At 52.0% G+C, this 25,115-nt stretch carries 21 protein-coding genes and 1 pseudogene; 11 read left to right on the forward strand and 11 right to left on the reverse strand.

All coding sequences use genetic code 11. The features are described 5' to 3' along the window. Positions 1 to 4 precede the first annotated feature (4 nt). From PG062_RS10990 to PG062_RS11010, 5 genes are all read left to right on the forward strand, one after another. Complete coding sequence (locus tag PG062_RS10990) at positions 5 to 4,741, forward strand: Ig-like domain-containing protein (protein ID WP_270752320.1); 4,737 nt, start codon at positions 5 to 7, stop codon at positions 4,739 to 4,741. A 65-nt stretch (positions 4,742 to 4,806) separates the two neighbouring features. Further along, positions 4,807 to 6,315 (forward strand): SpaH/EbpB family LPXTG-anchored major pilin, encoded by a 1,509-nt coding sequence (locus PG062_RS10995; RefSeq protein WP_270752321.1) that lies wholly within the window; start codon positions 4,807 to 4,809, stop codon positions 6,313 to 6,315. Between the two features lie 50 nt (positions 6,316 to 6,365). Further along, the gene (locus PG062_RS11000; RefSeq protein WP_114000657.1) at positions 6,366 to 7,202 is read left to right on the forward strand and encodes a class C sortase; all 837 of its coding nucleotides are present in this window, start codon (positions 6,366 to 6,368) and stop codon (positions 7,200 to 7,202) included. Positions 7,203 to 7,206: 4 nt separating this feature from the next. Next, positions 7,207 to 7,881 carry a pilin N-terminal domain-containing protein gene (locus tag PG062_RS11005; RefSeq protein ID WP_114000658.1) on the forward strand — a complete coding sequence of 225 codons (675 nt, stop codon included), beginning with the start codon at positions 7,207 to 7,209 and terminating at the stop codon, positions 7,879 to 7,881. Next, positions 7,871 to 8,482 (forward strand): sortase, encoded by a 612-nt coding sequence (locus tag PG062_RS11010; RefSeq protein WP_114000659.1) that lies wholly within the window; start codon positions 7,871 to 7,873, stop codon positions 8,480 to 8,482. Before PG062_RS11005 ends, PG062_RS11010 begins: the two co-directional genes overlap by 11 nt. 22 nt (positions 8,483 to 8,504) lie before the next feature. On the opposite strand, the gene PG062_RS11015 is transcribed toward PG062_RS11010, so the two are convergent. The 3 genes and pseudogenes from PG062_RS11015 to PG062_RS11025 form a co-directional block, all read right to left on the reverse strand. Next, positions 8,505 to 8,714 carry a hypothetical protein gene (locus tag PG062_RS11015; protein ID WP_270752322.1) on the reverse strand — a complete coding sequence of 70 codons (210 nt, stop codon included), beginning with the start codon at positions 8,712 to 8,714 and terminating at the stop codon, positions 8,505 to 8,507. Between the two features lie 516 nt (positions 8,715 to 9,230). After that, a pseudogene (locus tag PG062_RS11020) lies at positions 9,231 to 9,726 on the reverse strand (ASCH domain-containing protein). A gap of 37 nt (positions 9,727 to 9,763) precedes the next feature. Then, positions 9,764 to 10,081: an L-rhamnose mutarotase gene (locus tag PG062_RS11025; protein ID WP_114000662.1), complete on the reverse strand. Its 318-nt coding sequence runs from the start codon at positions 10,079 to 10,081 to the stop codon at positions 9,764 to 9,766. Positions 10,082 to 10,286: 205 nt separating this feature from the next. Here PG062_RS11025 and PG062_RS11030 point away from each other — a divergent pair, with 205 nt between their 5' ends. Next, the gene (locus PG062_RS11030; protein WP_114000663.1) at positions 10,287 to 11,162 is read left to right on the forward strand and encodes an AraC family transcriptional regulator; all 876 of its coding nucleotides are present in this window, start codon (positions 10,287 to 10,289) and stop codon (positions 11,160 to 11,162) included. 57 nt (positions 11,163 to 11,219) lie between these two features. Here the strand turns inward: PG062_RS11030 and PG062_RS11035 are convergent, their stop codons facing one another. Continuing rightward, on the reverse strand, positions 11,220 to 11,690 hold the full coding sequence (locus tag PG062_RS11035) for an MATE family efflux transporter (RefSeq protein WP_270752387.1): 471 nt from the start codon (positions 11,688 to 11,690) through the stop codon (positions 11,220 to 11,222). A gap of 152 nt (positions 11,691 to 11,842) precedes the next feature. Between PG062_RS11035 and PG062_RS11040 the strand changes: the two genes are divergently transcribed. Beyond that, positions 11,843 to 12,343, forward strand: coding sequence for a helix-turn-helix domain-containing protein (locus tag PG062_RS11040; protein WP_270752324.1), 501 nt, complete (start codon positions 11,843 to 11,845; stop codon positions 12,341 to 12,343). 43 nt (positions 12,344 to 12,386) lie between these two features. Here the strand turns inward: PG062_RS11040 and PG062_RS11045 are convergent, their stop codons facing one another. After that, positions 12,387 to 13,376, reverse strand: a complete 990-nt coding sequence (locus PG062_RS11045; protein ID WP_114000872.1) for an aldo/keto reductase — start codon at positions 13,374 to 13,376, stop codon at positions 12,387 to 12,389. Between the two features lie 23 nt (positions 13,377 to 13,399). Beyond that, the gene (locus PG062_RS11050; RefSeq protein WP_270752325.1) at positions 13,400 to 14,752 is read right to left on the reverse strand and encodes a glycoside hydrolase family 28 protein; all 1,353 of its coding nucleotides are present in this window, start codon (positions 14,750 to 14,752) and stop codon (positions 13,400 to 13,402) included. Between the two features lie 270 nt (positions 14,753 to 15,022). Here PG062_RS11050 and PG062_RS11055 point away from each other — a divergent pair, with 270 nt between their 5' ends. The 3 genes from PG062_RS11055 to PG062_RS11065 are packed head-to-tail and all read left to right on the forward strand — an operon-like array spanning position 15,023 to position 17,556. After that, positions 15,023 to 15,625 (forward strand): hypothetical protein, encoded by a 603-nt coding sequence (locus PG062_RS11055; RefSeq protein ID WP_270752326.1) that lies wholly within the window; start codon positions 15,023 to 15,025, stop codon positions 15,623 to 15,625. A gap of 12 nt (positions 15,626 to 15,637) precedes the next feature. Next, positions 15,638 to 16,492, forward strand: coding sequence for a sugar phosphate isomerase/epimerase family protein (locus PG062_RS11060; RefSeq protein ID WP_270752327.1), 855 nt, complete (start codon positions 15,638 to 15,640; stop codon positions 16,490 to 16,492). Positions 16,493 to 16,506: 14 nt separating this feature from the next. Continuing rightward, on the forward strand, positions 16,507 to 17,556 hold the full coding sequence (locus PG062_RS11065) for a glycoside hydrolase family 88/105 protein (RefSeq protein WP_114000876.1): 1,050 nt from the start codon (positions 16,507 to 16,509) through the stop codon (positions 17,554 to 17,556). A 63-nt stretch (positions 17,557 to 17,619) separates the two neighbouring features. On the opposite strand, the gene PG062_RS11070 is transcribed toward PG062_RS11065, so the two are convergent. The 4 genes from PG062_RS11070 to PG062_RS11085 form a co-directional block, all read right to left on the reverse strand. Next, on the reverse strand, positions 17,620 to 17,775 hold the full coding sequence (locus PG062_RS11070) for a hypothetical protein (RefSeq protein WP_158538908.1): 156 nt from the start codon (positions 17,773 to 17,775) through the stop codon (positions 17,620 to 17,622). Positions 17,776 to 17,830: 55 nt separating this feature from the next. Then, positions 17,831 to 18,115: a hypothetical protein gene (locus tag PG062_RS11075; protein WP_270752328.1), complete on the reverse strand. Its 285-nt coding sequence runs from the start codon at positions 18,113 to 18,115 to the stop codon at positions 17,831 to 17,833. 94 nt (positions 18,116 to 18,209) lie between these two features. Further along, complete coding sequence (locus tag PG062_RS11080; RefSeq protein ID WP_114000877.1) at positions 18,210 to 19,304, reverse strand: glycoside hydrolase family 88/105 protein; 1,095 nt, start codon at positions 19,302 to 19,304, stop codon at positions 18,210 to 18,212. A 68-nt stretch (positions 19,305 to 19,372) separates the two neighbouring features. After that, positions 19,373 to 22,132, reverse strand: coding sequence for a glycoside hydrolase family 3 C-terminal domain-containing protein (locus tag PG062_RS11085; protein ID WP_270752329.1), 2,760 nt, complete (start codon positions 22,130 to 22,132; stop codon positions 19,373 to 19,375). Between the two features lie 473 nt (positions 22,133 to 22,605). Between PG062_RS11085 and PG062_RS11090 the strand changes: the two genes are divergently transcribed. Next, on the forward strand, positions 22,606 to 23,253 hold the full coding sequence (locus tag PG062_RS11090) for a hypothetical protein (protein ID WP_270752330.1): 648 nt from the start codon (positions 22,606 to 22,608) through the stop codon (positions 23,251 to 23,253). Between the two features lie 1,228 nt (positions 23,254 to 24,481). Here the strand turns inward: PG062_RS11090 and PG062_RS11095 are convergent. Beyond that, positions 24,482 to 24,799 (reverse strand): hypothetical protein, encoded by a 318-nt coding sequence (locus PG062_RS11095; protein WP_270752331.1) that lies wholly within the window; start codon positions 24,797 to 24,799, stop codon positions 24,482 to 24,484. Positions 24,800 to 25,115: the final 316 nt, after the last annotated feature.

Raw genomic sequence — 25,115 nt, forward strand, 5'->3', positions numbered from 1 at the left:
CCACATGAGAAATCAATTGGACAAGGCGATTCGGCGGGTAATGGCAGCGCGCCATGCGGAGCACCGCCGTGCTGCCGTGCTGGTGATACTGGCACTGCTGACGATACTTTCCGTCAGCTGGCGTCTGCACCAAGTAGGCACCGCGATGACGGACGATGAATACTCCTGCGGATATGAGGAGCATGTACACAGCGATGCCTGCTATACCGAGGTCTTGATCTGCGGTTATGAAGACGGAGCATCGGAAACCCCTGCTGATTCAGCGGAGGAAGACGGCGAGACCGCGCCGGCAGCCCACTCCCATACCGCAGACTGCTACCAAAGGGTGCTGACCTGCACCATCCCGGAGCATACCCACACGCTGGAATGTCTGGCGGATATAACCGCAGATGTTGAGACCCCGGCAGACTGGGACGAGCAGAGCGAGGGCGTGAGCAGCTTCTGGAGCGATGCCATGACGGAAATCGCACAGAGACAGCTTGGCTACACCGAGAGCGCCAAAAACTTTACGGTGGACAAGGCGCTGGGTGAGACCTTGGCGCAGGCCCATCACTACACACGCTACGGTGATTGGTACGGCAACCCTTACGGGAGCTGGGATGTGATGTTTGTCGCCTTCTGCCAGCATTATGCAGGCATACCGGAGGATGTCATCCCGCAATGCGCAAGCCTGCTTCAGCTGCGCACGGAATTGGAAAACGCACACCCTGAATACATCACCCCGGGTGGCAGTGAGGCCACACCGGGCGACATCGTACTCTATACAAATGCCGCCGGTGAGGAAACGATCGGCATTGTAACCGCGTATGATGGCGCGAACCTGACCGTTGTTTCCGGCGCTGTGGACGGTGCGGTAGCGGCTGTGACGGTCGCAGAGGCCGATGTCACCAATACCATCCGTGTGTTGGATGCGTATGGCGTGTATGCGCAGACCGGCGCATCAGACGGATCCGAAGAACTCTCCTTTGATGCGGACGCCATTTTGGCAAGAGACGGCGCGGTGGCGTATATTGTTTGGCAATGGCCGGATCCCATAATGCCGGCTGCGGAAGACGATGATACACTGACCGCAGCGACAGCAACCCCTCAGTATGACAGCGAGGGCAACCTAAAGCTGGATAAGCTGCTGACAAGTACAGCTATTTCCATCAATCAAGGCGGCACTTGGGAACCGCTGGATAATTTTGCATCTATCAAGGACGGCACCCAGGTTCAGGTGGAAATCGTCTACAGTGTACCGGCGAACGCATTCCTAGACGGCGGCAATACAGCGACCTATACCCTGCCGGCGGGTGTCTATCCCAAAGGAGATTTGTCAGGAAACATCACCGATTCAACCGGAACGATAATTGGTACTTTTGCGCTTTCGAAAAAATCCCCTACGGTCACATTTACATTTAATAACGACACAAGTCGGACGTTCACCGGCACCTTCAAGTTTAATACCACGATCAATTACGCTGAGACCGGTGGCGACGGCAAGATACATCTGGGCGAGAAAACCTACACCGTTGAGCCGGAGTATTCGCTGAACACGAAGAAAGAGCACACCCTTTCGGAAGACAAAAGTAAGGTAAGCTACACCGTTACAGTCAATGCCCCAAATGGTACGCATGACCAGACGGTCACCATTACGGACCGGCTGGCCGCAGAGAATACCGCAAACGGCAGCTATGATACGAGCAGCATCAAAATCGACGGGAAGCCGCTCTCCGAGTATGCAGATGCCGCCATCACCTACAACACAGACGGCAAGGGCTTTACGATCACAGGGCTGCCGCCTCTCGGATATAACCAGTCGTATGAGCTGACCTATGATGTAACTGTGGCTGCCGTGACAGGCGCAGACGGTTCCGGTACGATTGTCAACACGGCCAAGGGCACAACCAGTACGCTGCAGAGCAACGAGGCCAAGGATACCGTCACCGTGAAGGAGAGCAGCATTGCCAAAACAGGCACCTATGACGCTGCGACCCACCGCATCAACTGGGTCATCAAGGTCAAAAATCCGGGCGGTGATTTGGCAGGCTATACGGTGACTGATACACAGGTCACACAGCTGGACATTGTTGGTGATGTAACGCTGAAGAGGGCTGACGAAACAGTTGTAACAACCATCACTGGCAACGATTTTCTGACCAACGGCTATACCTTCCCGGCAGGTTCCAATGCGAGCTCCTACACATTTACCTATCAAACGGTTGCACCGGATCCGGTGAATGGTACAGTTTCTGCAACCAATCAGACAACGCTGGAAAAAGGTTCACGTTCCTATACCGCGACAGCCAATGTTTCCACCGGTGTAGGCAAAGTGGATATTCGAAAGTATCCGGGCACTGTCACGCCGCTGGAAAACGGTGACCAAAAGGTCATGTGGAATATAACCGGAACGGTTCCCGCGGGCGTTAACAGTTTCAAAATCGTGGATAACATCCGCGAACCGCTGTACGGCGTCAAAACCCAGCTGGAAACCGCCATTCGAAACAATCTGCGCTTGACGATGGAAGGCGGCACAACGCTGACATGGGCGCAAGCGGTAGATGAAGGCATACAGATTCAGCTTTCCTTTTTTTCCAACGGTTCGAATGACTGGGACGATCCCGACAACGGCATTTCGGTTTCCGATGATGCAACCGCGGTGCATCGCATCCGATTACAGTTTAGCCGGACGGACGGCAAGAAGCTGCGCATTTTGAGATGCACCATCAGCGACATTCCAACGGTGGCAAAAACGTCTGATATGGCGAACAATACCAAAAGGCAGTTTTTGAACCGCGTGGAAATTTACTCGGATAGCGCCGGGCGCGAAGGCTGGAGGGGAACTTACGAGTATACAAAGATGGGCTCGATCACCAAGGAAACATCTGACAAGAGCAACAATGGGTACAAGCAGAACAACAGCACTACCTATGCCAAAAACAAGGTCATCTGGTATCGCATCAAACTGAATCTGGGTAGCGGTGATGTAGACAAGACCCATACGCTGACGGTGGTAGATAAGATCCCGGACGGCATGAAGCTGGCTACGGACAATAATTCTCTTAGCAACTATATGATTGCGGCGGATCTGGATACAGCGCCGGGCAATAAATATACGGGAAAAATCAAAAAAAGTCCGAGCGAAAACATATACAGCCTTGTGTTTAACGGGGTTACCTATTGGTCGATTGACACTTCTGTTTCGGGGCAGCTGACTATTAAGGTGCTTCCTATTACGCTGCAAAGTCTGATCGACTCAAAGAAAACAACGGATCATACTGTGGAGATCCGCTATGCGCTCCGGTTGGATGATGCGACAGCCTGGAACGAGCGTACTCTCGAGGAAAAAACCTATACGAATACTGCCACATGGAACGGTGCATCGACATCGTCCGGCATGACCATCACGCGCCCGAAAAAGGAGCTTCTGGAAAAGACCGGCAATTATGATGCAAAAACCCATCAAGCCAATTACACCCTTTGCATCAACCCCCGCGCAGAGGATCTCGCACCGGGCAGTGACACGCTCGAGCTTACGGACACGATGGAAAGCGAATACTTCGGCAAAACCGGCATGGAGCTGATGCTGGATTCTATCAAGGTATATGAATACATCCTGCAGGACGGCGACTGGGTAAAGGGCGAAGAAGTCAAGGACGGTGTCCGCGTTGAAAAGGTTGAAGAAACCGCATCGACACGGAAGTACAAGTTCGTTCTGCCGGACGAGAAAGCCCTGGTACTGGAGTACTCTTATAAAATGAATCCGGGTAATCTCGCAACCGACATGTCGGTAAAAAATACGGCTACGCTGGCGGGAAAAACTGTAGGCAATCAGGTTTCGGCGAAAAGCGACAGTGCATCGGCAACTGTACACAATGCCGTTCTGACTGTTGCCAAGACGGATTCTGCTACAAACTTAGCCATCACGGCAAGCCCGGCAACCTTTGCGATATACCACTATAATAAAATCAGCACAGGGTGGGATTTTATTAGGCCGGAGAATACAGGTTCGAACGGCAGCTTTGACCTGACATTTGCGCAATCCCCTGCAGCAGGCAGCCCGCAGCTGGTCACCGGGGACCTGTATAAGCTTGTGGAAACAGCGGCCCCGGCAGACTATGCACTGGATGAAACCCCGCGCTATTTTATCTGGAACAACAACGCAACGAATGATGACAAAAAAGCAGCTGCGCTTACAGCTGCAACCGGAGCTACTGTCCCGGAGGGGGTTACCACTGCAAACATCAGCTTTTTGGGCGTGAACGGAGACCGCGCCACAATGGCCATCCCCAACAAGCAAAACTGCCTGACCCTGCGCAAAATCTGGTATGGCATCGGGAACGACACGATAGAAGCACCGGTGGAAAAGATCCAGGTGCAGCTGTACCGTTACGAGGATGGAAAAGACAAGGCGGACGCAGTGGCGGTCGGAAAGCCGGTCACCTTGACAAAAGCTGACGGCTGGACCAAGAAAATTTCTTCCTTGGAGAGCGGTTATCACTACTATGTAGAAGAGCTAGGAACAGACAGTGGTGCGCTTGTCTTCTATGAAGTAAAGTACAGTGAAAGCAACGCCACCGGTGTCACCGGCGGCGGCACCATTACCATCACGAACAAGCAAAAGCCCAGCTATGAGCTGCCCGCCACCGGCGCGGCCGGCACACCCCCGTATACAGCAGCAGGCGCCCTGATCATGGGCATCGCGCTGATGTTAGGATATCTTATCAACAAACGCAGCCATTTGAGGGGGGGTGATAATTAGAAATAACCCCTCCACCGATGTGGACAAAACAGACCAACCTATTTGAGCAAGGAGACATAAAACCAATGAAGTACATGAAAAAATTCATGGCACTGCTTGCCGTGCTGACGCTTGCACTGGCCATGGCCGTCCCAGCGTTTGCAGAAACGACAACAACAACTTATACAATCACAATCAATAATGGCACCGGCAACTATGCAGCATATCAGATTTTCAAGGGTGACCTGCATGAGAAAACGCTGTCCAACATTGAGTGGGGCGATAATGTTACAGATGAGGGTCGGACGAAGTTTGGTAATGCAGCCGACAAGGCGAAGACAATCACAACAGAAGCAGATGCCAAAGCTTTTGCGGTTGAAGTTGCAAAGTATTTGACCGACCCTGCTGCAGGTACAGGCACGGATTCAATTACAGTTTCTGGCCCCGGTTATTATCTGATCAAGAACACTTCCGTAGGAGAAGGCGAAGTTTTTACTGACTATATCCTGCGGGTCGTTGGGGATGTCACAGTCAATCCAAAGAGCGGCAAGCCAACGCTGGATAAACAGATCAGACACAATGAAACAGGTTTATGGGGTGTTGTCGGCGATAACCAGATCGGTGACACCGTTGAGTTCCGCACGCTCACGACTGTTCCGATTGTGAGCGGGTATACCCAATACACGTATGCAATCCACGATGAAATGTCCGCAGGGCTGACATCGAATGTCCGCAGCAACGAGGATGTGACAATCAAGGTAAATGATGAAACAGTATTGGATAAGAACTATTATACTGTGACGGTTGACGAAGTAAATACGAACAAGTTCACAGTTACAGTCGATGTACTGAACGCCATTAAGGATGGCAAAATGGTTGAGGGAAATACACTGTATACATACTATACAGGTATTCTCAACGAAAAGGCCAAGGTCTATAATGACGGTAAACAGGACAATAAAGCATATCTGGAGTACAGCAACAACCCGCATGATAATAAGACCACAAATAAGACCCCGGAGAAGGTCGTTTATGACTGGACCTTTAAGATGGGAGTCAAGAAAGTCGATGGTGCAGATGGCACTCCATTGACCGATGCGAAATTTGTCCTTAGTAAGAACGGAAATTGTTCTTTAGGCACAATCGGAGATGACGGGACGCCCTCCACCACTACAGACTTAATCAACCTCATCGAAAACAGCGACGGTTCCTACACAGTTGCTCCGGCTGGTTACAACGGTTCTGTGGTGAATGTTATGACGGCGGGCGATATCACCATTAATGGTCTGGATGACGCCACAGTGTATTATCTTTATGAAACAAAAGCACCCGCGGGCTATAACCGCCTGACTGCTGCGGTAAGGTTCGAAATCACCGCCACTTATAGTGATGCCGGTGATAATTGCACAAGTGTAACCGCAACGGTAAACAATGACGTACAATCGAGTGTAAGCGTTAACGTAAGAAACAATAAAGGTTCTACCCTGCCCTCCACCGGCGGCATCGGCACTACCATTTTCTATGTGATCGGCGGCGGGCTGATGGCCGTGGCTGCCGTTCTGCTGGTCACCAAAAAGCGGATGAATAACAAGTAAAGGCGCATTTGCCGTCATATACCAATCCTTATAACATTAGGGAGTAACCCATGAGAAAGAACCTCAGCACAATTATTTTAATATTGATCTTCCTCGTGGGTCTATCCGTGATGTTATATCCCTCCGTCAGCGACGCTGTCAACCGGAAGCATCAGTCCCGCGCAGTGGCTGGCTATGCCGAGGAGGTAGAACAGCTGTCAGATGCGGATTATCAGACCTATTTCGATGCTGCCGATGCGTACAACCGGCAGCTGAACACCACCCCCAATGCCTTTTATAAACCGGATCTGGTCAGCGGCTATGCGCAGACGCTCGACATCTCCGGCACGGGCATTATGGGGTATATCACGATCCCCAAAATCAGCGTTGAGCTGCCCATATACCACGGCACCGATGAGGGCGTGCTGCAGGTGGCAGCAGGCCATCTGGAAGGCAGCAGCCTGCCCGTGGGCGGTGCCGGGACCCATGCGGTCATATCAGCGCACCGCGGCCTGCCCAGCGCAAAGCTGTTCACCAATCTGGACGAGCTGGAGGTGGGCGACCGCTTTACCATCACGGTGTTGAATCGGGTGCTGACCTATGAGGTCGATCAAATCTCCATTGTGCTGCCTACTGAGATCGACCAGTTGCTTCCCACCGAGGGGATGGATTATGTCACCCTGATGACCTGCACCCCTTACGGCATCAACACGCACCGCCTATTGGTGCGCGGCAAGCGGGTCGAAACTACGGAAAGCCAAAAGCATATCCGTGTGGCGGCAGATGCATTCCGCATTGAACCCATCATCGTGGCCCCGATTTTGGCCATCCCGATGCTACTTGCGGCACTGGTCGGTGTGCTGGTTGCCCCACATCTGCGCAAGCGCAGCAAGAGAAGGAGGAAATAACATTATGAAAAGCATCCGTGATCGGTTGGCAGTGCTGCTTATGCTGTGCCTGCTGGTGTGGGGCGCTGTTCCGGCTCTTGCCGCAGAAACGGTTGATGAAACGCGCATCGGCTCCATCAAGGTATTGCTCTGTGATACCGAAACCGCAGCACCGCTGCAGGGCGGTGAGCTGACGCTGTACCGTGTGGCGAGTGTATCTAAAAACGGCGCAGATATGAGCTTTACCTATACAAACGGTTTCGAGAATTGCGGAATCGCGCTGGACAACGTATCCGAAAGCGCACTGGCGAGCCGATTGGCAGAAAAGGTGACACAAAATGCACAGGCAGTCACCAAGACCGTCAACGACAGCGGAATCGCCGTGTTTGGTGATCTGAAGGCCGGGCTTTACCTTATTGTACAGAAGCAGGCAGCCGAAGGGTATGACGCCATACAGCCTTTTCTTGTGACGGTTCCAATCATGGAAAACGGGCAGTATGTCTACGATGTGGACGCCCACCCCAAAGTGGGTACTGCAAGCCGGAAAACAACGCAGACGCCGCCCACGCAGGAAGTGCTTTCTGCACTGCCGCAGACCGGACAGTTGAATTGGCCAGTCCCCGTGCTGGCGGTGACTGGCGCTGTACTGGTGGCGGCAGGTGTCGTACTCAAAAAGCGAAGTGGTCAGAATGAGAAATAAGCTGGGGAACGCCCTGATTGCGCTTGGGGTTCTGGCATTGCTGGCAGCTGTGCTGCTTATGGGCTACAACCAGTGGGACAGTACCCGCGCAGAAAAAGCAGCCGACAGTGTGCTGACCCAGCTGGAGGAATCGATCGCAGAGCCACGCACCATCTATCCCGGTGATGCAGCAGAACCCACAGCGGACACGGAGATGCCTGTTAGCACCATTGACGGCTACGACTATATTGGGTACCTCTCTATTCCGTCCATCGGGCTGGCACTGCCCGTGATGCAGCAGTGGAGCTATCCGGGGCTAAAGATCGCGCCGGGGCGGTATTCCGGCTCGCTATATACAGATGACTTGGTAATCGCGGGACATAACTATGCGCGTCACTTCAGCCCTCTGACGCATCTTACGGTGGGGACAGAAGTGCTTTTTGTTGACATGAATGACAACACATGGCATTATGCGGTCTCGGATACAGAGGTTCTGCAGCCAACCCAAATCGAGGAGATGGCGGTCAAAACGTCCGAGAGCAATTGGGATCTGACATTGTTTACCTGTACCACGACCGGTCAGGCACGATATGCGCTGCGCTGCGTCCGCACAGACGAGTGAGCATGATTCATAGTCATCACTTTCAAAAAGCAAAAATACTTCCGCATTGGAAAGCGGTATCGTCAGAAATGAATTTCAAAATTTCCTCAAAAGACCGTTTGCCGGACATCATTGCCTTTAAAAGCTGCTCCTGCTGTTGTTCCTTGCGAATGTCGTAGAGTTTTTTCAATTCGCCAACAGCCTTTTCGTGAGCAGCTCTTGTTTTTGCCACTTTCGCTTCGGCTAATTCCATTTTTAATGGAAAGCCATATTTTGAAGCTTGTAATATTCTCCCAACCAATGCTATTCCGGATAGATACAAACATAGCATTTCAGAATGTTGGAATCCTCTTTGTCCATGTCCGAACTGTGCTGCTGAATTTAAGTACGGAAAGAAGAACCTGTCTGAGCTTATTTCGATGATACAAGATTACCATGTAAAAGAAAATGACGAGAATTTGATTACCTGTAGGATAGAAATGCAAGGAGAGCACAGGGCAATCAAATACACAGGAAAGCATTTCTTGGCTTTGCAAAAGGCCATCGGGTTTTATTCTGATGATGCTGAATGATGTTGCGGAAAACAAATACTCTGGAAAGAGACACACCAGCTGTGATTGGAAGAACTACAAGATGCTTTTGAAGTATTTGAGAACGCCGCCGATGGTGATTTGTTATCTAAAAACTTAGGAGCAGCATAGAATAACGCAATCTACCGCCTTATCGTGAGATGGGGCGGTATTTTTTTTTGAAAAAATTCCGATTTATCTCACTGCCCATCTGCCCGGTAAACCACATCAAAATACTCGCAGACGCACTTCATGCTTTCGTCAAAGTTCCTGCCGATTTCCTCACACGCTGCGGCAAACGCCTTGCGGTGGGCTTTCTTCCACGCGGCAAGGGTGCTCTGCCGTCACATCCTCAAACGGGACAACTTCCACCTTTGTGGTGCGGGTAATGCAGCGCGGCTGCATATCGCTGTCCAGCACGACCGTGTAATCACCCATGCGCGGCAGTAGCTGCATCTGGGCTTCAAACAGGCTGAACAACCCTGTGTTGGCGCGTTTTTTGCCGCAAAGAATGTTGTCCAGAATCTCGTCGGTGCCGTTGCTGTCATAAAAACAGACATTGTAGGCAGAAATCGTCAGCCCCGAATCCTTTACAAATTTCTCGATTTGATCCATGGCCTTGAACAGGATGCCCGATAAACCGCAGGACTTGATTGCCGCACAACAATAAGGCAAATAAAAAACGAGCTTTACCATTTTTTCTCTGGCAAGGCTCGCTTCTCTGCTTTGTTTGTTAATCCAGCCGGAACACCTGCTCCAGCTTGGGCTGGGCACCGGTCACGGGGTCCATTTCCAGCTCCAGAATATCTTTCATATACTCATTCCAGCGGTCCACAATGGGGCTTTCTGCCTGCACTTTTTCAGCATAGGCAACGCCTTTTTCGCATTCATAGTAGCCAAAAAGTTCATCTTTGCAATAAAAAATGCTGTAATTGCAGATGCCTGCCTCTTTCAAAACCTTGACCATCTCCGGCCAGATCTCTGCGTGGCGGCGCTGATATTCTGCCTTGCAACCGGGTTTGATGCGGCCTTTCCATGCCATATGTTCCATGTTGATTTCCTTTCCGTACAAACATTTTTATTTTGTATTACGTTAAAACCAAAGTCAAAAAACAAGGTTGCATCCGCACCTTATTTTTGGTAAAATTACTGTAGTGTTACCATTCTTTTCATTTACATTATATTGCTTTTTTCTGATCTATTTCATACCACAAAGCACTGGTTATTTTGTGATAATTCTACTGAGGTGATCCCTTATGTTGACCTATAATATGGACGTGGAAGAGCGCAGTGTGTGGCTGCGCGCAACGCCAAATAACGCCGTGTTGGCACAGCCGTTTTATGCAACGGAAGCCGGACTGTTTTATGGGCGTTCCCACTTTGCCACAGCCCGTACAGACAAGGAAAGTTATATCCTTTTTTATACCCTGGCCGGGGCTGGCTTGATTGAGCAGAACGAACAGCACATTGAGCTGCCGCAAGGTGCCGCACTGCTGATGAACTGCCGCACACCGCAAAGTTACTGCACGGCCCCCGGCTATGATGTATGGGAACACTACTGGGTACACCTTGACGGTGTTGGGGTTAAAACGTTAGCCGATTCCGTACAGTCGCAGGGGCGGCTTACCGCTGCGCATGTCAGCCGCATGGAGATGCAGCCTTTGTTTGAAACACTGTTTGCCGAGTGGAAAAAGGAAACCACCACCGCCCAGATCGAAATTGGGTTGACACTGCACAAAATGCTGGCACTGCTTGCCCACCAGCAGCTTTCCGGGGACGAAAGCCGTTCCAACCGGACCATGATCAAGCAGATTGCAGATTATATCCGTGCACATTATGCGGAGCCCATCAATCTGGATATGCTGCTGGCGCAGATCCCTGTCAGCAAAAGCTGGTTTTTGCGGCTTTTCCGGCAATATATGGGCACAACACCGTACAATTTTTTGTTATCCACCCGTATTACCCGCGCAAAAGAACTGCTGGTTCTGACAGATTTCCCTGTCGGCGAGGTTGCCCGCCAGGTTGGTTTTGAGGATGAAAGCAATTTTTCCACCCGCTTTTCTTCCATGACAGGCCAAAGCCCGCAGCAATACCGCAAAAGCGCACTGAAGCCTTTTGCCCAAAATTCATAAATACAAGACAAAGCACGGTCTCATGATGATTTTTCTATCGCAGAGCCGTGTTTTCTTTTATTTCTCACCGGTTCCGATCAGCGTTCGCTTCATCCATTCTTTGTTGTAATACCGCACCACCGGGATGATACAGCCGGAAGCCCAGCTTAACGGGGTGGCAAGCCAGATGCCCCACACACCCAGGTGCGGCGCCAGCAAAGAGGCAAACGCCAGCCTGGCCCCCATCTCAAACAGGCCTGCAACCAGGCTGACATTTACATCCCCTGCACCGCGCAGCACGTTCAGATAACTGTTCATTACCGCGGCAATAATATAGGCAAACCCCATTACACTGAGAAAATCCGCCCCTTGTGCAATGCTGGCAGCATCGGTGGCTGGGTCAAGGAAAATCGACAGCAGCAGCCGGCGCGATGCAAACACCGCGACGGCCACCACCAGGCAGCTCACGCAAAGCGCTTTCAGCGAATCACGCAGGCCCTGGCACACGCGGTCTATATCGTGTTTTCCCATATTCTGCCCCGTGTAAATGGAGCTATATTTTTACCAATGCAGAGGAGCTGCTGCGCCCCTTCTTTGACCCCGCAGCCCTGCCAAACAGCCGCCTGCTGACCCAGGTACTGCATGGCTGGAGCGGCATTTTTTCCTCTGCCGACCACCCCGCGCTGGCAAATTATGTCAAGATGATCCTGCAGGAAATGCAAACACGTTCCCTGAACTATGAGATCAGCGTGCGCGGGCTGTTTGTTGCCCTGATTACCGAAGTCATGCGGCTTTCCACCGAGCAAAATGATTCTGCCGCAGCAAACCGCATGGTCATTGCACCTGCATTGACCTATATTGATGAATTCTATATGGAGAATTTCAGCATCCGCGACCTTGCCGATGCGTGCAGCATGAGCGAATCCCATTTTCGCAGGGTGTTCCGGGAGCTTGTCGGCATGGGGCCGCTGGACTACCTGAACCGGACGCGCATTGCAAAAGCTTGCAGCCTTTTGCGCATGACCGATGATTCGATCCTGACCATCAGTGAAAAAGTCGGCTTTGGCTCCATGTCCAGCTTCAACCGCCATTTTTATGAGGTGATGGGCACCGCCCCATCGGACTGGCGGCGGGCCACAGGCACCGGCATTGGTACTTCTATCTTGAAATACAGCGGCTGGCTGTGCCCGCCAACCCCATAACTCCCGAAACAAAAAGGGACCCTTTCAAATTATCGATTGCGGCTTATTTGCTGATTCTGTCGATCGCTTCCAGTTCCTCTGCCGTAAAGCTCGTGTTCTGCACTGCTTTGATGTTATCCAGGATCTGGCTGGTTTTCGATGCACCGATCAGCACGGTCGTAATCTCATCATGGCTCAGCAGCCAGGCCAGGGCCATTTCAGCCAGCGTCTGTCCGCGGGCCTGGGCAATATCGTTCAGGGCATTGATCTGAGCGATTTTTTCCGGCGTAATATCCTTTTCTTTCAAAAATCGCCCGTCTGTGCGTACCCGGCTGTCAGCCGGAATCCCCTGCAGATATCGGTTGGTCAACAGTCCTTGTGCCAGCGGACTGAAGGTGATAATTCCCTTATGCAACCGAGCAGCCATCGCTTTCAGGCCGTTATTTTCAATCGTGCGGTCAAAAATCGAGTAGCGGTTCTGATTGATGATAAACGGCACATGCAGTTCGTCCAAAATCGCAGTGGCTTTTTCCAGCGTGGGGCCGTCATAGTTGGATAGGCCGACATACAGCGCCTTGCCGCTGCGCACCGCCTGGGCCAGCGCACCCATTGTTTCTTCCAACGGGGTGTTAGGATCCATGCGGTGGTGGTAAAAAATATCCACATAGTCCAGCCCCATGCGGCGCAGGCTCTGATCCAGGCTGGCCAGCAGGTATTTGCGGCTGCCCCAGTTGCCGTAAGGGCCGTCCCACATTTCATAGCCTGCTTTGGTGGAAATAATCAGCTCATCGCGGTAAACGCCAAGGTCATCGTGTAGGATCCGGCCAAAATTGCGCTCGGCAGCACCCGGTTCTGGGCCATAGTTATTGGCAAGGTCAAAGTGGGTAATGCCGTTATCAAACGCCGTACGGCAGAGCGCACGCATGTTCTCATACGGGGAGGTATCGCCAAAATTATGCCACAGCCCCAGCGAAACAGCGGGCAGCAGCAGGCCGCTGTTTCCGCAGCGGCGGGTTGGCAGGGTGTTGTAACGGTTTTGTGCCGCCTGGTACATAAATATCTGCCTCCTTACAAGGATTATTGAATTTTTTTAAGGTCAACTGCACTTTCCGTACAGTCCTCCAGTGTTGTAACTTCGCTCGCCCACGCTTCGCTTTTATCCGCATAGCGCACGGTGCTGTCCTGCACGGTCAGCTGTTTCACACTGCGGGCATACAATGCGGGGATCGCATGGGAGTACACATGCCGCACCGATGGCTGTTCATCAAACAAGCCTCCCGGCTGGGTTCCCTGTCGCTTAAAAGTCATGTGCAGGTTCCGGATGCGGATATCCCGCAGGCAGCTTTCCGGCTCACCGGCCAGGAACGCACAGCTTTCGCAGGTAATGGACAGGTTATCGAATGTAACGTTCCGGATGGTTCCTGTCTTTGTCCGGCTGTTTTTCCTGGGGGTCGCACTAATGAAAATCGGTTCGCCCTTTCCCCACCAGCCCGGTGCACCCGGCTCGGCATAGCGGTCTGCATAGCGCAGGGTGGATCCGGTCAGGTGGTGAATATGGATATCCTCCACCGTTCCTCCATCGCGTACCCAGATACCCACCGCACGGGAGCAGCGGTCAATAATGCAGTCGCTTAAAGTTACGTTGCGGATCGTTCCGTGGGTCTCGGTGCCAATTTTCAAGGCGGAATCGCGGGAATGCAGCACGCAGTTCGTGATGGTGATATTCTCACACACACCATACCGGCGCGACATGGGGCCGGTGGATTTTACCACAATGGCGTCATCACCCGTTGAGACAATGCAGTTGACAATTACCACATTGCGGCAGCAGTCCGGGTCAATGCCGTCGTTATTGGCTCCGCGGTCATCGTTCAGGATTTTTATTCCGTCAATGCGCACATTCTGGCAGCCTGCCATATGCAGTGTCCAAAAAGCGGCATCTTTCAGCGTTACATCGCGCACGGTAAAGTTTTCCACATCTTCAAACAGCATCATGCGCGGGCGGAACGCTTCGCAGGTTTTGGGGCATTCATGGAAACCGTTATCTTCGTTTTTGTCCAAAAACACCTGGTCGCCCTGGCCGTAAATCGTACCCATACCGCTGATGGTCACATTTTTGGCGTGGGATGCACCCAAAAAGAAGCCGCTCTGCCAGCCATCGGCCGTATCGTCAGGGTTCACGCCGTTTCCCCCTTGGGGGAACGGTTTGATATCTACAGGGTCCAGGCTGCTGATAAGGACCGCGCCGCCTTCCAGGTAAAGTTCCACATTATCTTTCAGCAATACCGACCCACTCAGATACTGCCCGGCCGGGATGATGACACGCCCGCCGCCTGCCGCCGAGGCCGTATCCACAGCGTTTTGGATAGCAGTTGCGCAGTTTGTCCTTCCGTCCGCCACCGCACCGCAGGAAAGAATGTTGTATTCCATTGTTCTGCTCCTTCCGGCAGGAACTCTGCCTAACTTGTGCCCATCATAACACAGTTTTTATTGTCTGTAAACTTCAATTATCACAAAGAATCCGTGCATTATACAAGTTGCATTTTTCCGGCTGGGCGGCTTACAATAAAATAAATAAGTCGTATTGGGGGTAGGCAAATGCCGTCAGAAAGCCTTACATGGCAGCTTTGTCCCGTGGTTCGCGCATCATTCCATGCTGTGCTGCACAGTGGAATCGATGCGGTATCTCTTGCTGCTGCCATGCAGGAATTTTCCCAAACCGTTGAGGGGCTGCGCCAAGCACACCAGCTGCTGACAGCTTCGCTGTTTCGGTATCAGGCGCACTTGTTCCTGTACCTTGAATCTGTCGGCACAGCGCTTGCGCCGGATGGGTTGTCGCCCCTGCTGGATGCACTGCTTTGCCCATGGCCCGCTGCCATGGGCGAAGCCCTGCCCCGCCGCTGGATAGCAATGCAGCCGTATTTTTACCACGATATCCCCACCACTGCCGGCGATTGGCTGCGTGAGCGCCATTCCGGTGCACAGCATGGGCGCATTGCCGTTTTGAAACCGGACAAATGGTGCAGCTACATGGAGTACCATCTAAAGCTGGTGAGCGAGGGCTTGCTGGAGGGGGATCGCTGGCATCTGATCAGTGTACAGGAAAACCTGCTGTTTTCTTATCTGGAAGAACCGCGTACCCATGTAAATATCCGCCACCAACCCGGTGTACCAAGCGCCGAGCTGCAAGAATGGCTTGCTGTTGACCCAGAAAGTCACTTTGAGCATTTTGCCAAAGAACAGCAGGGGCCGGATGCTCCAAATTTTGTTTATCTCCCCCGCTGTGCAGGTACCCACGAATAGGAGGTTTGCACAATGATCCGTATCAGCTGCCGTGCCCATGACTACGGCAAACATACCCCCGTCCAACTAGCGCACATTCTGCACACTGCCGGGTATACTGGTGCGCAGCTGGCAATGCCGCGGGCGATTGAAGGCATTGAAGATTTTGCATCGGTCACAGATGCACAGCTTTCCGCAATTTTTCAGGCATTTGATGCCGAGGATATCGAAATCACCGTATTAAGCTGCTACATGGATTTGAGCGCGCCCGATGAGCCCGCCCGTCTTGCCGGGGTAGAAAATGTGAAGCGCTGCCTGAGGTACGCAAAGCAGGTGGGTGCCAGAATGGTTGGCAGCGAGACTTCCTGGACCGCCTTGTCCGATGAAGAAAAAGCCCTGCGCCGCCCGCTGATGCTGGACAGCCTGCAGCGCATTGCTGAAGAAGCTGTGCGGCTGGACGCAGTTTTTGGCGTGGAGCCGGTGGCGATCCACCCCTTGTGCAGCCCGGAAATTTTGGCCGAGCTATTGCAGGCCTTGGATGCCCCGAATAATATAAAGGTCATTTTTGACCCGGTAAATCTGTTTACCACAAAGGATGCCCAGAATGCAGCCTTCCAGGCAGAGCATTGGAAAAGCTGGCTGGCGGTCATTGGCAAGCAGCTGGGCGCGATGCACTGTAAAGATTGCCGCATTGAACCCGATGGCACCAAAACGCTGGTCGGCCTTGGCAAGGGGCAGATGGACTATGCCCCCATTCTGGACTGGCTGGCCCAATACGCACCCGAAACACCGCTGATCCGGGATGAAGTTATCCTGGAATGCGCCCCCGCAGATATAAAAATTTTGCATCAGATGCAGCAAAGCATTGAAGAGAAACGCATGAAATAAAAGGAGCAACGAAAATGGCAAACCTGATTTTTGATAAGGTGCAGATCGAAGCAACAATTGATAAGATCGTTGACCGCACCATGCGCATGGATATGACCTGGGATTGGCCCTGCGGCGTGGCGTATTACGGCATCTGTGAGGCTTACGAAGTTACGAAAAATGAACGTTATTTGCAGCTGGTCAAGGACCGCGTGGATGAATATATTGAGCTGGGCCTGCCCCGCTGGACGGTCAATACCTGTTCGATGGGACATTGTCTGATCACGCTGTACCAGCACACCGGCGACGAGAAGTATCTGAACATTGCCAAGAGCAAGGTGGAGTATCTGGAAAAAGAAGCCCTGCGCTTTGGCGACCATGTTTTACAGCACACGGTCTCCGTCAACAATGATTTTCCGGAGCAGGCATGGGCCGATACCCTGTTTATGGCAGGCTTTTTCCTTCTGCGCATGGGTGTGCTGCTGAAAGATGAACAGCTGATTGATGACGCGCTGAACCAGTATTACTGGCATATCAAATATTTGCAGGACCCTGAAAGCGGGCTGTACTACCACGGCTATAACAATATTACCGGGGACCACATGTCCGGCATCAAGTGGGGCCGCGCCAATGCCTGGGCCGCGTATACCATGTCTCAGGTGGGCATTCGCCTGCCGCAGTGCTACCTGTACCCCAAGTTTTTGGATGTTGTCGGCAGCCTGAACGACCAGCTTGCCGCACTTAAGCTTTACCAGACCGAAAACGGCCTGTGGCGCACCATTGTGGACGATGAAACTTCTTATGAGGAAGTCAGCGCCAGCGCCGGCATCGCTGCCGCCATGATCGCCAAGGGCAACCCGCTGCACATCAAGTACATCAATAAATCTATCCCCGGTATGCTGGCAAACGTCAGCCCGGATGGCCGCGTGCTGAATGTTTCCGGCGGCACCGCGGTTATGAAAGATGCCGACGGTTACCGCAGCATCAGCCGCGACTGGATTCAGGGCTGGGGCCAGGGATTGGCGCTTGCGTTCTTCGCGGGTGTGCTGAACTATGACAATGTCCGTTCTGACGGTGCGCTGTAAAAACTTGTTCCTATAATGAAATCCCGGTATGGTACACAGTTCGTACCATACCGGGATTTCTGCTTATTCAGCTGCGCTGTGGATATTCTGCAAGGTCAGCTCATCATACAAGGCCAGACGGATGCTCGCATCCTGCGGTAAAGTGCAATCCCTCAAGGTCACATCATGAATGGTATGCCCTGGTGTACGGAACCCTTCAATTTCGATGGGATTCACCATGATCGCATCGCCGTTCCAGATACCCTGAGAGTGCAGGACACAATTTCTTTTTTGGTTATCTCAGAGCTTGGCGTAATAGGAATGCTCCGGCTGCAAACCGGCCAGCATCCAGTGGGTTCATCACAGCCATCCGTTCATCATCCACGAAGAGATGATATTCAGCCTCTGCCCCCGCGGTATCGGGCTTATCCCAATACAATTCAGCGGTATCTGCTATTGTCTGCGCCGCAAAATAAAGTTCTTGGGCAATACCGCATAATTCTAAGTGCCGATACGGCGAGCGAGGTGCGGCAGATGCTAAGCCAAAAGCGCAGATAATACTGGATGTCTTATCGAGCATTTTGGCAACGCAGATGCCGTGCCGCAGCCGCCGGAGCGGTGCTTAAGCCGTTAGGCGGGAATTGTGCGGTGTTGCCCTTACATTTGGGCACATCTCATCTGTTTTGCGCACAAACATTCTCTGCCACCTGCAGTTCGGTACACATCAGCAGGAAAGCACCAACACCGTGCAGGTCATTTGTGACGCAGGGACGGTCACAGTAGAACTGATAGTTGCCAACACCAGTTCCGATGCAGACATGACCGATCTGGATATCCTCACCCTGCCATTCCAGGCTGTTCACAACGCCGTCAAAGGCACGTTTTGCAGCATCAATCGCCTCAGCGCTCATCAGTCCGGTGCGGGCAGCGCGAGCCAGCGCCGCGGCATATAGGCAAGAGCAGGAATTTTCCAACCAGTTACCGGGCTGATCGCCTTTGTTCACAACCTGATACCAGCGGCCATCCGCACTCTGATAGCGCAAGAGGCTGGTCAGCAGGTCGCGCACATACAGTTCCAAAGCGGCGCGGCGTTCATCATCCGGGTCCATCTGTTCCAGCACATCCTGAATGGCCACCGGCACCCAGCCAATGCTGCGGCCCCAGAATTCCGGTGCAAGCCCGGTTTCGGGGTTGCACCAATCCGCTTTGCGGCTCTCGTCCCAGGCGTGATACCACAGCCCGGTCTTGGCATCGCGAGTGTGCTCCCGCATCAGGCGAATCTCGTTGACAACCAAATCCGTCCATTCCGGACGGTCAAAGCGGCGGGCATACTCCGCAATGAACGGGCAGGCCATATACAAGCCGTCCAGCCACATCTGGTTCGACGAGCCGCAGGTGTGCCAGAAACCGCCGCACTGGCAGCGTGGAATATCCTGCACCTGGGCGGCAACGCTTTCGATACAGCGGCGGTAGAATTCATCCCCAGTTGCATCGTACAGGGTGTACAGCAAAATGCCGGCCTGGATATCGTCAAGGTCAGCGCGCTTGTACTGTTTAACTTTTCCGCTTTCGTCAAAAACGGCGTGGACCCAGCTTGCGGCATAGTCCAGGTACTTCTGTTCCCCGGTCAGCTGCCAGGTTTTCAGCACCCCGGAAAGAAAAACGCCCTGGTGATAATAGAAATGGCCTTTCGGCGGCAGGTCGGCAGCAGCAAACTTGCGCATCATTGTATCGCAGGCGGCGCGGGCATAAAACAGTGTTGTTTCCATTTTTTGTCCTTTTTGATGTACGTACAATTACTCCGTATACCTGATATATTCGAGATTGTTTGTCAATGTCATGACAGCAGATCCAGCGACACGGCGTCCAACTCCATACCGCTTTGACCGAAGTAGAAACGCAGGTAGAAAGTTTTCCCCGCGTCAACGGCAGGCAGCGCCGCCGTAAACTCGCACCAGTCGGTCTGTGCGCCCGTGATGGTAATGGTTTTCACAAACACCCGTCCCGCAAAAATCGAAACCGGGATCTGGGCCAGTGGGCTGTTGCCCGGCATTGCGCGGCAGCGCAGATGCAGCGTGTATGCGCCGCCCTGCTCAACCATCACACAAAACGCAGTGGTGCGGCGGTAACCATTATCAATCGCGGCCGGGTCAATGCTTACGCCTCCATGTAATGTCAGGGGTTGCCCGTTCTGCGCCGCCTGCTGCATATCCTGCTCGGCCATCGCTTCCAACTGGGCATCCAACGCCGTGGTGCGGCCAATGCTGCGGCGGAACGCAGGTGTTTGCAGCAAAAAGCGGCAGATATTCGCCGCGCTGCGCTGCAGCTCGCCCCGGAACAGCCGTCCCTCTGTCAAAGCAACGGCCAGATCATCGCTGCCGGAGTTATGCTCCGGGTCCGTCACAACCATGAACACATCATTCTGGGCGCGAACCATCGCAGCCACATGCTTGGTGCTGCCTGCGCCGTCGCGGTCATTGCCATCGGCCCACCAGTCACTCATCACAATGCCTGTGTAACACCATTGGCCGCGCAAAATTGTTGTAACAAGGTCATAATTGCTGGCCGTCCAGTAACCGTTCAGCGGGTTATAGGATGTCATAATGGAGCGGGCATGCCCCTCTTTGACGGCAATTTCAAAGCCGCGCAGATAGATTTCCCGCAAAGCACGTTCCGATACAACCGATTCAACGAAGTGACGCCGGTGCTCCTGATTGTTCGTTGCAAAATGTTTGATGGTTCCGGTTACACCCCAGCGGTGCATCCCGCGCAGCTGAGCACAGGCCATTTTGCCGGTCAGCAGCGGATCTTCCGAGAAATACTCGAAGTTGCGGCCGTTCAGCGGATGGCGGTGAATGTTGATGCCAGGGCCAAGCAGCGTATCCACATGGTTTTTGCGCAGCTCCAACCCTTCCATCGAGTAGAGTTCTTCGCTTAATCCCTCGTTGAAAGTCGCGGCCAGGCAGGTGCCATTAGGCATGGCAAAAGCAACGGTGCCGCAGTCCATACGAATACCGCTCGGCCCGTCCGAACAGCAGGCGGCAGGCAGCCCATAGCGCTGCAAAGCATCGCTGACGCCTCCGATTGCCCCAGCTGTCCCCGGCGTAACGCGCGGAGAGTTCATCCCCTCGCCCCGGACAATGGTGCAAAGCTCCTCATCGCTGAACTGTGCCACAAAGTCTGCCATCGCAGTGGTACCATCGGCCACATCCCGCAGGCGGATGCCTTTGTCGCCGGTCTGGAGCCATTCCCGCGGCAGGCGGGCGGCGCGGCGGGGCTCGGGCCGTTCTTCCTCGGTGGGCACGGGTTCCCATGCTGGGGTTCCATCCGCACCAGGGCGCAGGCGTTCAAAGGCTACAGCCGGAGCAGCTGCAGATTCCAACTGTTCCACCACCATCAACGGTAGTGTGACCGTAAAAGCTTCTTCCGCACTTCGCACATCGGTGCCAAGGCTGAAGCGATACTCACCTGCTTCCAGCACAAAGGCAGACTTGTGCCCAGTCACACCGCTGTCATCATAGCTGGCAAAGTTACGCCACGGGGCTTTCAGTGTCAGGGTCTGGCTCTCCCCATGGGCCAGCATTCTGGTTTTTGCAAAGGCGCACAGCACTTTGGACGGTTTCCCCAGCCGCCCCTGCGGCGCGGTGCAGTAGAGCTGCACAACTTCCTTGCCGGGGCAGCTGCCGGTATTTTGGACGGCAGCAAAGGCGGTAATGCCATCGGCTGTTTCATCTGCGCTCAACAACCGAACTTCAAATTTTGTATAGGAAAGGCCAAAGCCAAAGGGATAAAGCACCTTTTCCGGTGCAAACGTTTCAAAATAGCGGTAGCCGACGTAAATATCTTCGGCATAGATGTTGCGGTTATCCGCCCCGTAATGGTCAGCCGCCGGATAATCTGCCGGGGTGCAGGCGATGGTATCGGGCAGTTTGCCGCAGGGGTTGACGGTACCGTTCAGCACATCCAGCACACCGCGGCAGCCTTCCTGCCCGCCCTGCCAGATGTACGCCACCGCGCCGGGGTTGTATCGCATGACCCACTGCATATCAATGATATTGCCAACATTCAGCAGCACCACAGATTTTTTGAAATGACGGCAAACCAGCGCCAGCATATTTTCCTCGCCCTCGGTCAGCAGAAAGCTGCCGGGAGTATTGCTATTGTCCTGGTCTTCCCCTGCCGTGCGACCGATGACAATAAACGCCGTTTCGGCACGCTGGGCCGCAGCGCGGACAAAGTCTTCATCCAGCGGCATTTCCGGCTGAAACCACGGTTCCTGTGCCCAGCCGGTTCCCATCTCGTAAGGGTGTTCCGCCAGCCATGCTTCATAGCGGGCCTGCACCTCGGCATCCAGCTGGTAACCGTCCGGACCGCCCAGCACTTCGGGCAGGTTCGGCACATGGGCGGTGTTCACCAGCCCGCCTGACCCTGTGCCGCTTTGGTAGTAGTGAAATTGCGCGTACCCAAATAAAGCCGCTCTGCCGCCGGAAGCCAGTGGTAAGACAGCCTCATTTTTCAGCAGAACAATACCCTCTGCCACAGCCTGGCGAGCCAGCGCTGCATAACGGGACATTTCCAACATTGTATTTTTCATCATACTGAAACTCCGATACTGATGGATTGTAAATTCCAGCGCCACACTTAGTTATAATACACTATTTTCAGGATTTAGCAAGAAGTTCCTACGCGAGAAAGAAAGTTTTATTTGTCTTTGAAAAAAGTAAAAAGTTTTATGAAGCCAGAAAGTTTCTATTCGCCATTCTTTGAACTGTTTTCTTTTTGCGGCCGAGTTTGTATGCGGGGCAAAACAAATCGGGATCAGAGTTTTTTCTTGGAACAGGGTTCAGAAAATTTCCAACATATCATTTATTAAAAAGACTAAGGCAACACCGCACAATTCCCGCCTAGCGGCTTAAGCACCGCTTCGGCGGCTGCGGTACGGCAGATGCTAAGCCAAAAGCGCAGATAATACTGGATGCTGCAAAGGTGAGCGCCGCCAGTGGCGGATACAGCGAACCGAAGCAGGGGCAGCGGTCGCAGAGTGCGAGGGGCTTTTGCCCCCGAAGTACGATGCGGGTACCGCAACCCGACATTATCGAGCATTTTGGCAACGCAGATGCCGTGCCGCAGCCGCCGGAGCGGTGCTTAAGCCGTAAGGCGGGAATTGTGCGGTGTTGCCACAACATATCATTTATTAAAAAGACTAATTCGGTGGCTCCTTCTTTGTATAGTTCATTCTTTTTTCCTCTGCTTTTCCTTTTCTTATCTACAAACATCTTTTTATTTGCTTCCCAATTTTACGGCAACAGTTTTGTAGACTTCGGTACCTGTTGCTATACCTATAACTCCAGCATTGTCGCTGTTGCTAAAAGTTCTATTGCAGCTGTTCTGTTTTCGCCTATTTCAAAACGTTTCATTTGTCTTTTTTTCTTGCTTCCTCATAAAGCAGCATCCCATACCGGAGATTTTTACCGCACATTTTTTCAGGAAGCGCTTTCTCGCGCTGCCTGTCTGCCCGCTTCTCTGGAATTAAGCAGAGATTTTTACCGAGAAAATTTTGGTGTCGTAAAGTCCATCTACTCCACCCTATCATCCTTTTTCTTCACATTCTGCTTTATAATAGGTTGGTTTTTAGCCACCTTTTCTTTGCCGCTTCCTTTCCCTCCATCATCCCGTTCTGTCCAACACTTTTTCGGCCATTTCTTCCGTGATTTTTAATTTTTTTCGCGTTAATAATCTCTTTTAAGTATCGTTGATCTCACTATTTGCTCCGCGATTTGTCTCGTATCATCGCCGATTTATTTGCAACTATTATCTGATTTTTTTCTCCGTAAATTTCTCCGTTTATATATTTTTCTTTTTTCTCCTCTTGCATATTTTAGTCTTTCTCAATGTATATTCGGCATGTTTCTTTCGCGTATTTTCTCTTTTTTGTCTCCCTATCAAGGTCAAAAACTGTGCTTTTTGACTTTTCTGAACATAAAAAGTGATTTTTCTCCGCCCCTATTTTATAAAGCCTGATTGTTGCCCCCAAAGCCGAGGTTTTTACGGCGATTTTTTTGCAGCCTCCCAAGGAAGTACCGTGCTGCTTTGTGCATTACCAAATGTTCTTATCCAAGACTTCTTTTATCCTGAGGTTCTTACGCCGTAAAAAATAGTGCCCTCATCTTTCTTCTCTCGTACTCCCTCGTCACCCACCTTCTCCTAATACAGAGGTTTTTAACGTACTTTTCTACGATCCCATACAAAACGGTAACCTCTGCTCTTTTTCTTTTCTGCTTTCTCACGCTTCGTCAAGCAGAGGTTCTTACCGAGAAAATTTTATCTATTTTTTCTATTTTTCTGCTTGCAGAGGGCATTTCCTTCCATCCAGAGATTTCTACCGTACCAATTTCCAGTCAAATTCTTTTGCAAACGGAGATTCTTACCGCAAAAAACGGCCTTTGCGCCTCTCCCCTGCTGCTTAAGTTAAGGCAATACCGCATAATTCTAAGTGCCGATACGGCGAGCGAGGTGCGGCAGATGCCAAGCCAAAAGCGCAGATAATACTGGATATCTTATCGATCATTTTGGCAACGCAGATGCCGTGCCGCAGCTGCCGGAGCGGTGCTTAAGCCGCAAGGCGGGAATTGTGCGGTGTTGCCTTAAAGGAATTACCTGCTATAAAAGCTAACCAGAGGTTTTTACCGCAAAAAAAGTCCTTCTGTCTGCCTCTTCATGTTTCGCCCACAGCCCTTTTCCCGCCGTTTTCAGGTGCCATCGGGATGATCTTGTCGTTTCAATTGCTTCTTACAGGTTGCCAGCCTGTTCCTTATGCCCGTTCACGCAACATGGTAACAGAGATTTTTTCATTGTATAACAGAGATTCTTTCCATGCAAAATAGAGGAAACAACCTCTGCCTCCAAAAGAAAAAATCTCCGCCATTCTATGAAAGAACCTCCGTTATCACCAGAAGAAACCTCTGTTGTGGAGGGAAAGAACCTCTGTTTCTTCTATATATAATAAAGTATAAGATATAAATTTATAAATATATAATTCTAAAGAAAAAGAAGAACAAAAGGGTGATTGCCCATAAAATAACGGAATTGATGCCCGCATAGCGGAGCGAACACGAATGCGGGCCATAAGAAGAAAAGTCATACGAAAAATGCGCCGTTCTGTCTGGCGCATGTCATCGGTGTACTGCCAGGATAAAAACAGCGGCCCGGTACCCATGCCGATGGGGGCCGTAAGATGATTGGTTTGAAGTTTGGTTACTTGCATTGCAGTGGTGCTCCTTTTCCGATAGTATCTTGTTTATCGTTATATCGGAAAGGACACAAAAGAGAGATGCAAAAAACAAGAATCAAGGGCAAAAAAATTCGTGCAATATCTTGTAAAAGTGAATTGTGAAACAGATTTCCCGGTGATGCTATTTCTTGCGGTGGCGAATGGAAATGTGGTGCGTGCTGTTTTTGGTTTTAGACTGTTTGAAAGTGCTTTAACGCAGGTTTGCTTCAAGGCATATTTTGTGCAGCCAGCCCTCTCCCCTCCCCTGCTTTACGCGCGAGGATTCATCACTGTAATACATGCAGCGCAG

The sequence above is a fragment of the Gemmiger qucibialis genome (genome assembly GCF_027689445.1).
Taxonomy (GTDB): Bacteria; Bacillota; Clostridia; order Oscillospirales; family Ruminococcaceae; genus Gemmiger; species Gemmiger qucibialis.

Coding starts and splice junctions, on each gene's coding strand:
- PG062_RS11075 (WP_270752328.1), bottom strand. CDS start 18,115: ATGCTCGATAAGACATCCAGTATTATCTGCGCTTTTGGCTTAGCATCT.
- PG062_RS11085 (WP_270752329.1), bottom strand. CDS start 22,132: ATGATGAAAAATACAATGTTGGAAATGTCCCGTTATGCAGCGCTGGCT.
- PG062_RS11090 (WP_270752330.1), top strand. CDS start 22,606: ATGCGGGTACCGCAACCCGACATTATCGAGCATTTTGGCAACGCAGAT.
- PG062_RS11025 (WP_114000662.1), bottom strand. CDS start 10,081: ATGGAACATATGGCATGGAAAGGCCGCATCAAACCCGGTTGCAAGGCA.
- PG062_RS11000 (WP_114000657.1), top strand. CDS start 6,366: ATGAGAAAGAACCTCAGCACAATTATTTTAATATTGATCTTCCTCGTG.
- PG062_RS11080 (WP_114000877.1), bottom strand. CDS start 19,304: ATGGAAACAACACTGTTTTATGCCCGCGCCGCCTGCGATACAATGATG.
- PG062_RS11095 (WP_270752331.1), bottom strand. CDS start 24,799: ATGCAAGTAACCAAACTTCAAACCAATCATCTTACGGCCCCCATCGGC.
- PG062_RS11010 (WP_114000659.1), top strand. CDS start 7,871: ATGAGAAATAAGCTGGGGAACGCCCTGATTGCGCTTGGGGTTCTGGCA.
- PG062_RS11015 (WP_270752322.1), bottom strand. CDS start 8,714: ATGGAATTAGCCGAAGCGAAAGTGGCAAAAACAAGAGCTGCTCACGAA.
- PG062_RS11030 (WP_114000663.1), top strand. CDS start 10,287: ATGTTGACCTATAATATGGACGTGGAAGAGCGCAGTGTGTGGCTGCGC.
- PG062_RS11040 (WP_270752324.1), top strand. CDS start 11,843: ATGATCCTGCAGGAAATGCAAACACGTTCCCTGAACTATGAGATCAGC.
- PG062_RS10995 (WP_270752321.1), top strand. CDS start 4,807: ATGAAGTACATGAAAAAATTCATGGCACTGCTTGCCGTGCTGACGCTT.
- PG062_RS11065 (WP_114000876.1), top strand. CDS start 16,507: ATGGCAAACCTGATTTTTGATAAGGTGCAGATCGAAGCAACAATTGAT.
- PG062_RS11055 (WP_270752326.1), top strand. CDS start 15,023: ATGCAGGAATTTTCCCAAACCGTTGAGGGGCTGCGCCAAGCACACCAG.
- PG062_RS11070 (WP_158538908.1), bottom strand. CDS start 17,775: ATGGTGAATCCCATCGAAATTGAAGGGTTCCGTACACCAGGGCATACC.
- PG062_RS11005 (WP_114000658.1), top strand. CDS start 7,207: ATGAAAAGCATCCGTGATCGGTTGGCAGTGCTGCTTATGCTGTGCCTG.
- PG062_RS10990 (WP_270752320.1), top strand. CDS start 5: ATGAGAAATCAATTGGACAAGGCGATTCGGCGGGTAATGGCAGCGCGC.
- PG062_RS11050 (WP_270752325.1), bottom strand. CDS start 14,752: ATGGAATACAACATTCTTTCCTGCGGTGCGGTGGCGGACGGAAGGACA.
- PG062_RS11045 (WP_114000872.1), bottom strand. CDS start 13,376: ATGTACCAGGCGGCACAAAACCGTTACAACACCCTGCCAACCCGCCGC.
- PG062_RS11060 (WP_270752327.1), top strand. CDS start 15,638: ATGATCCGTATCAGCTGCCGTGCCCATGACTACGGCAAACATACCCCC.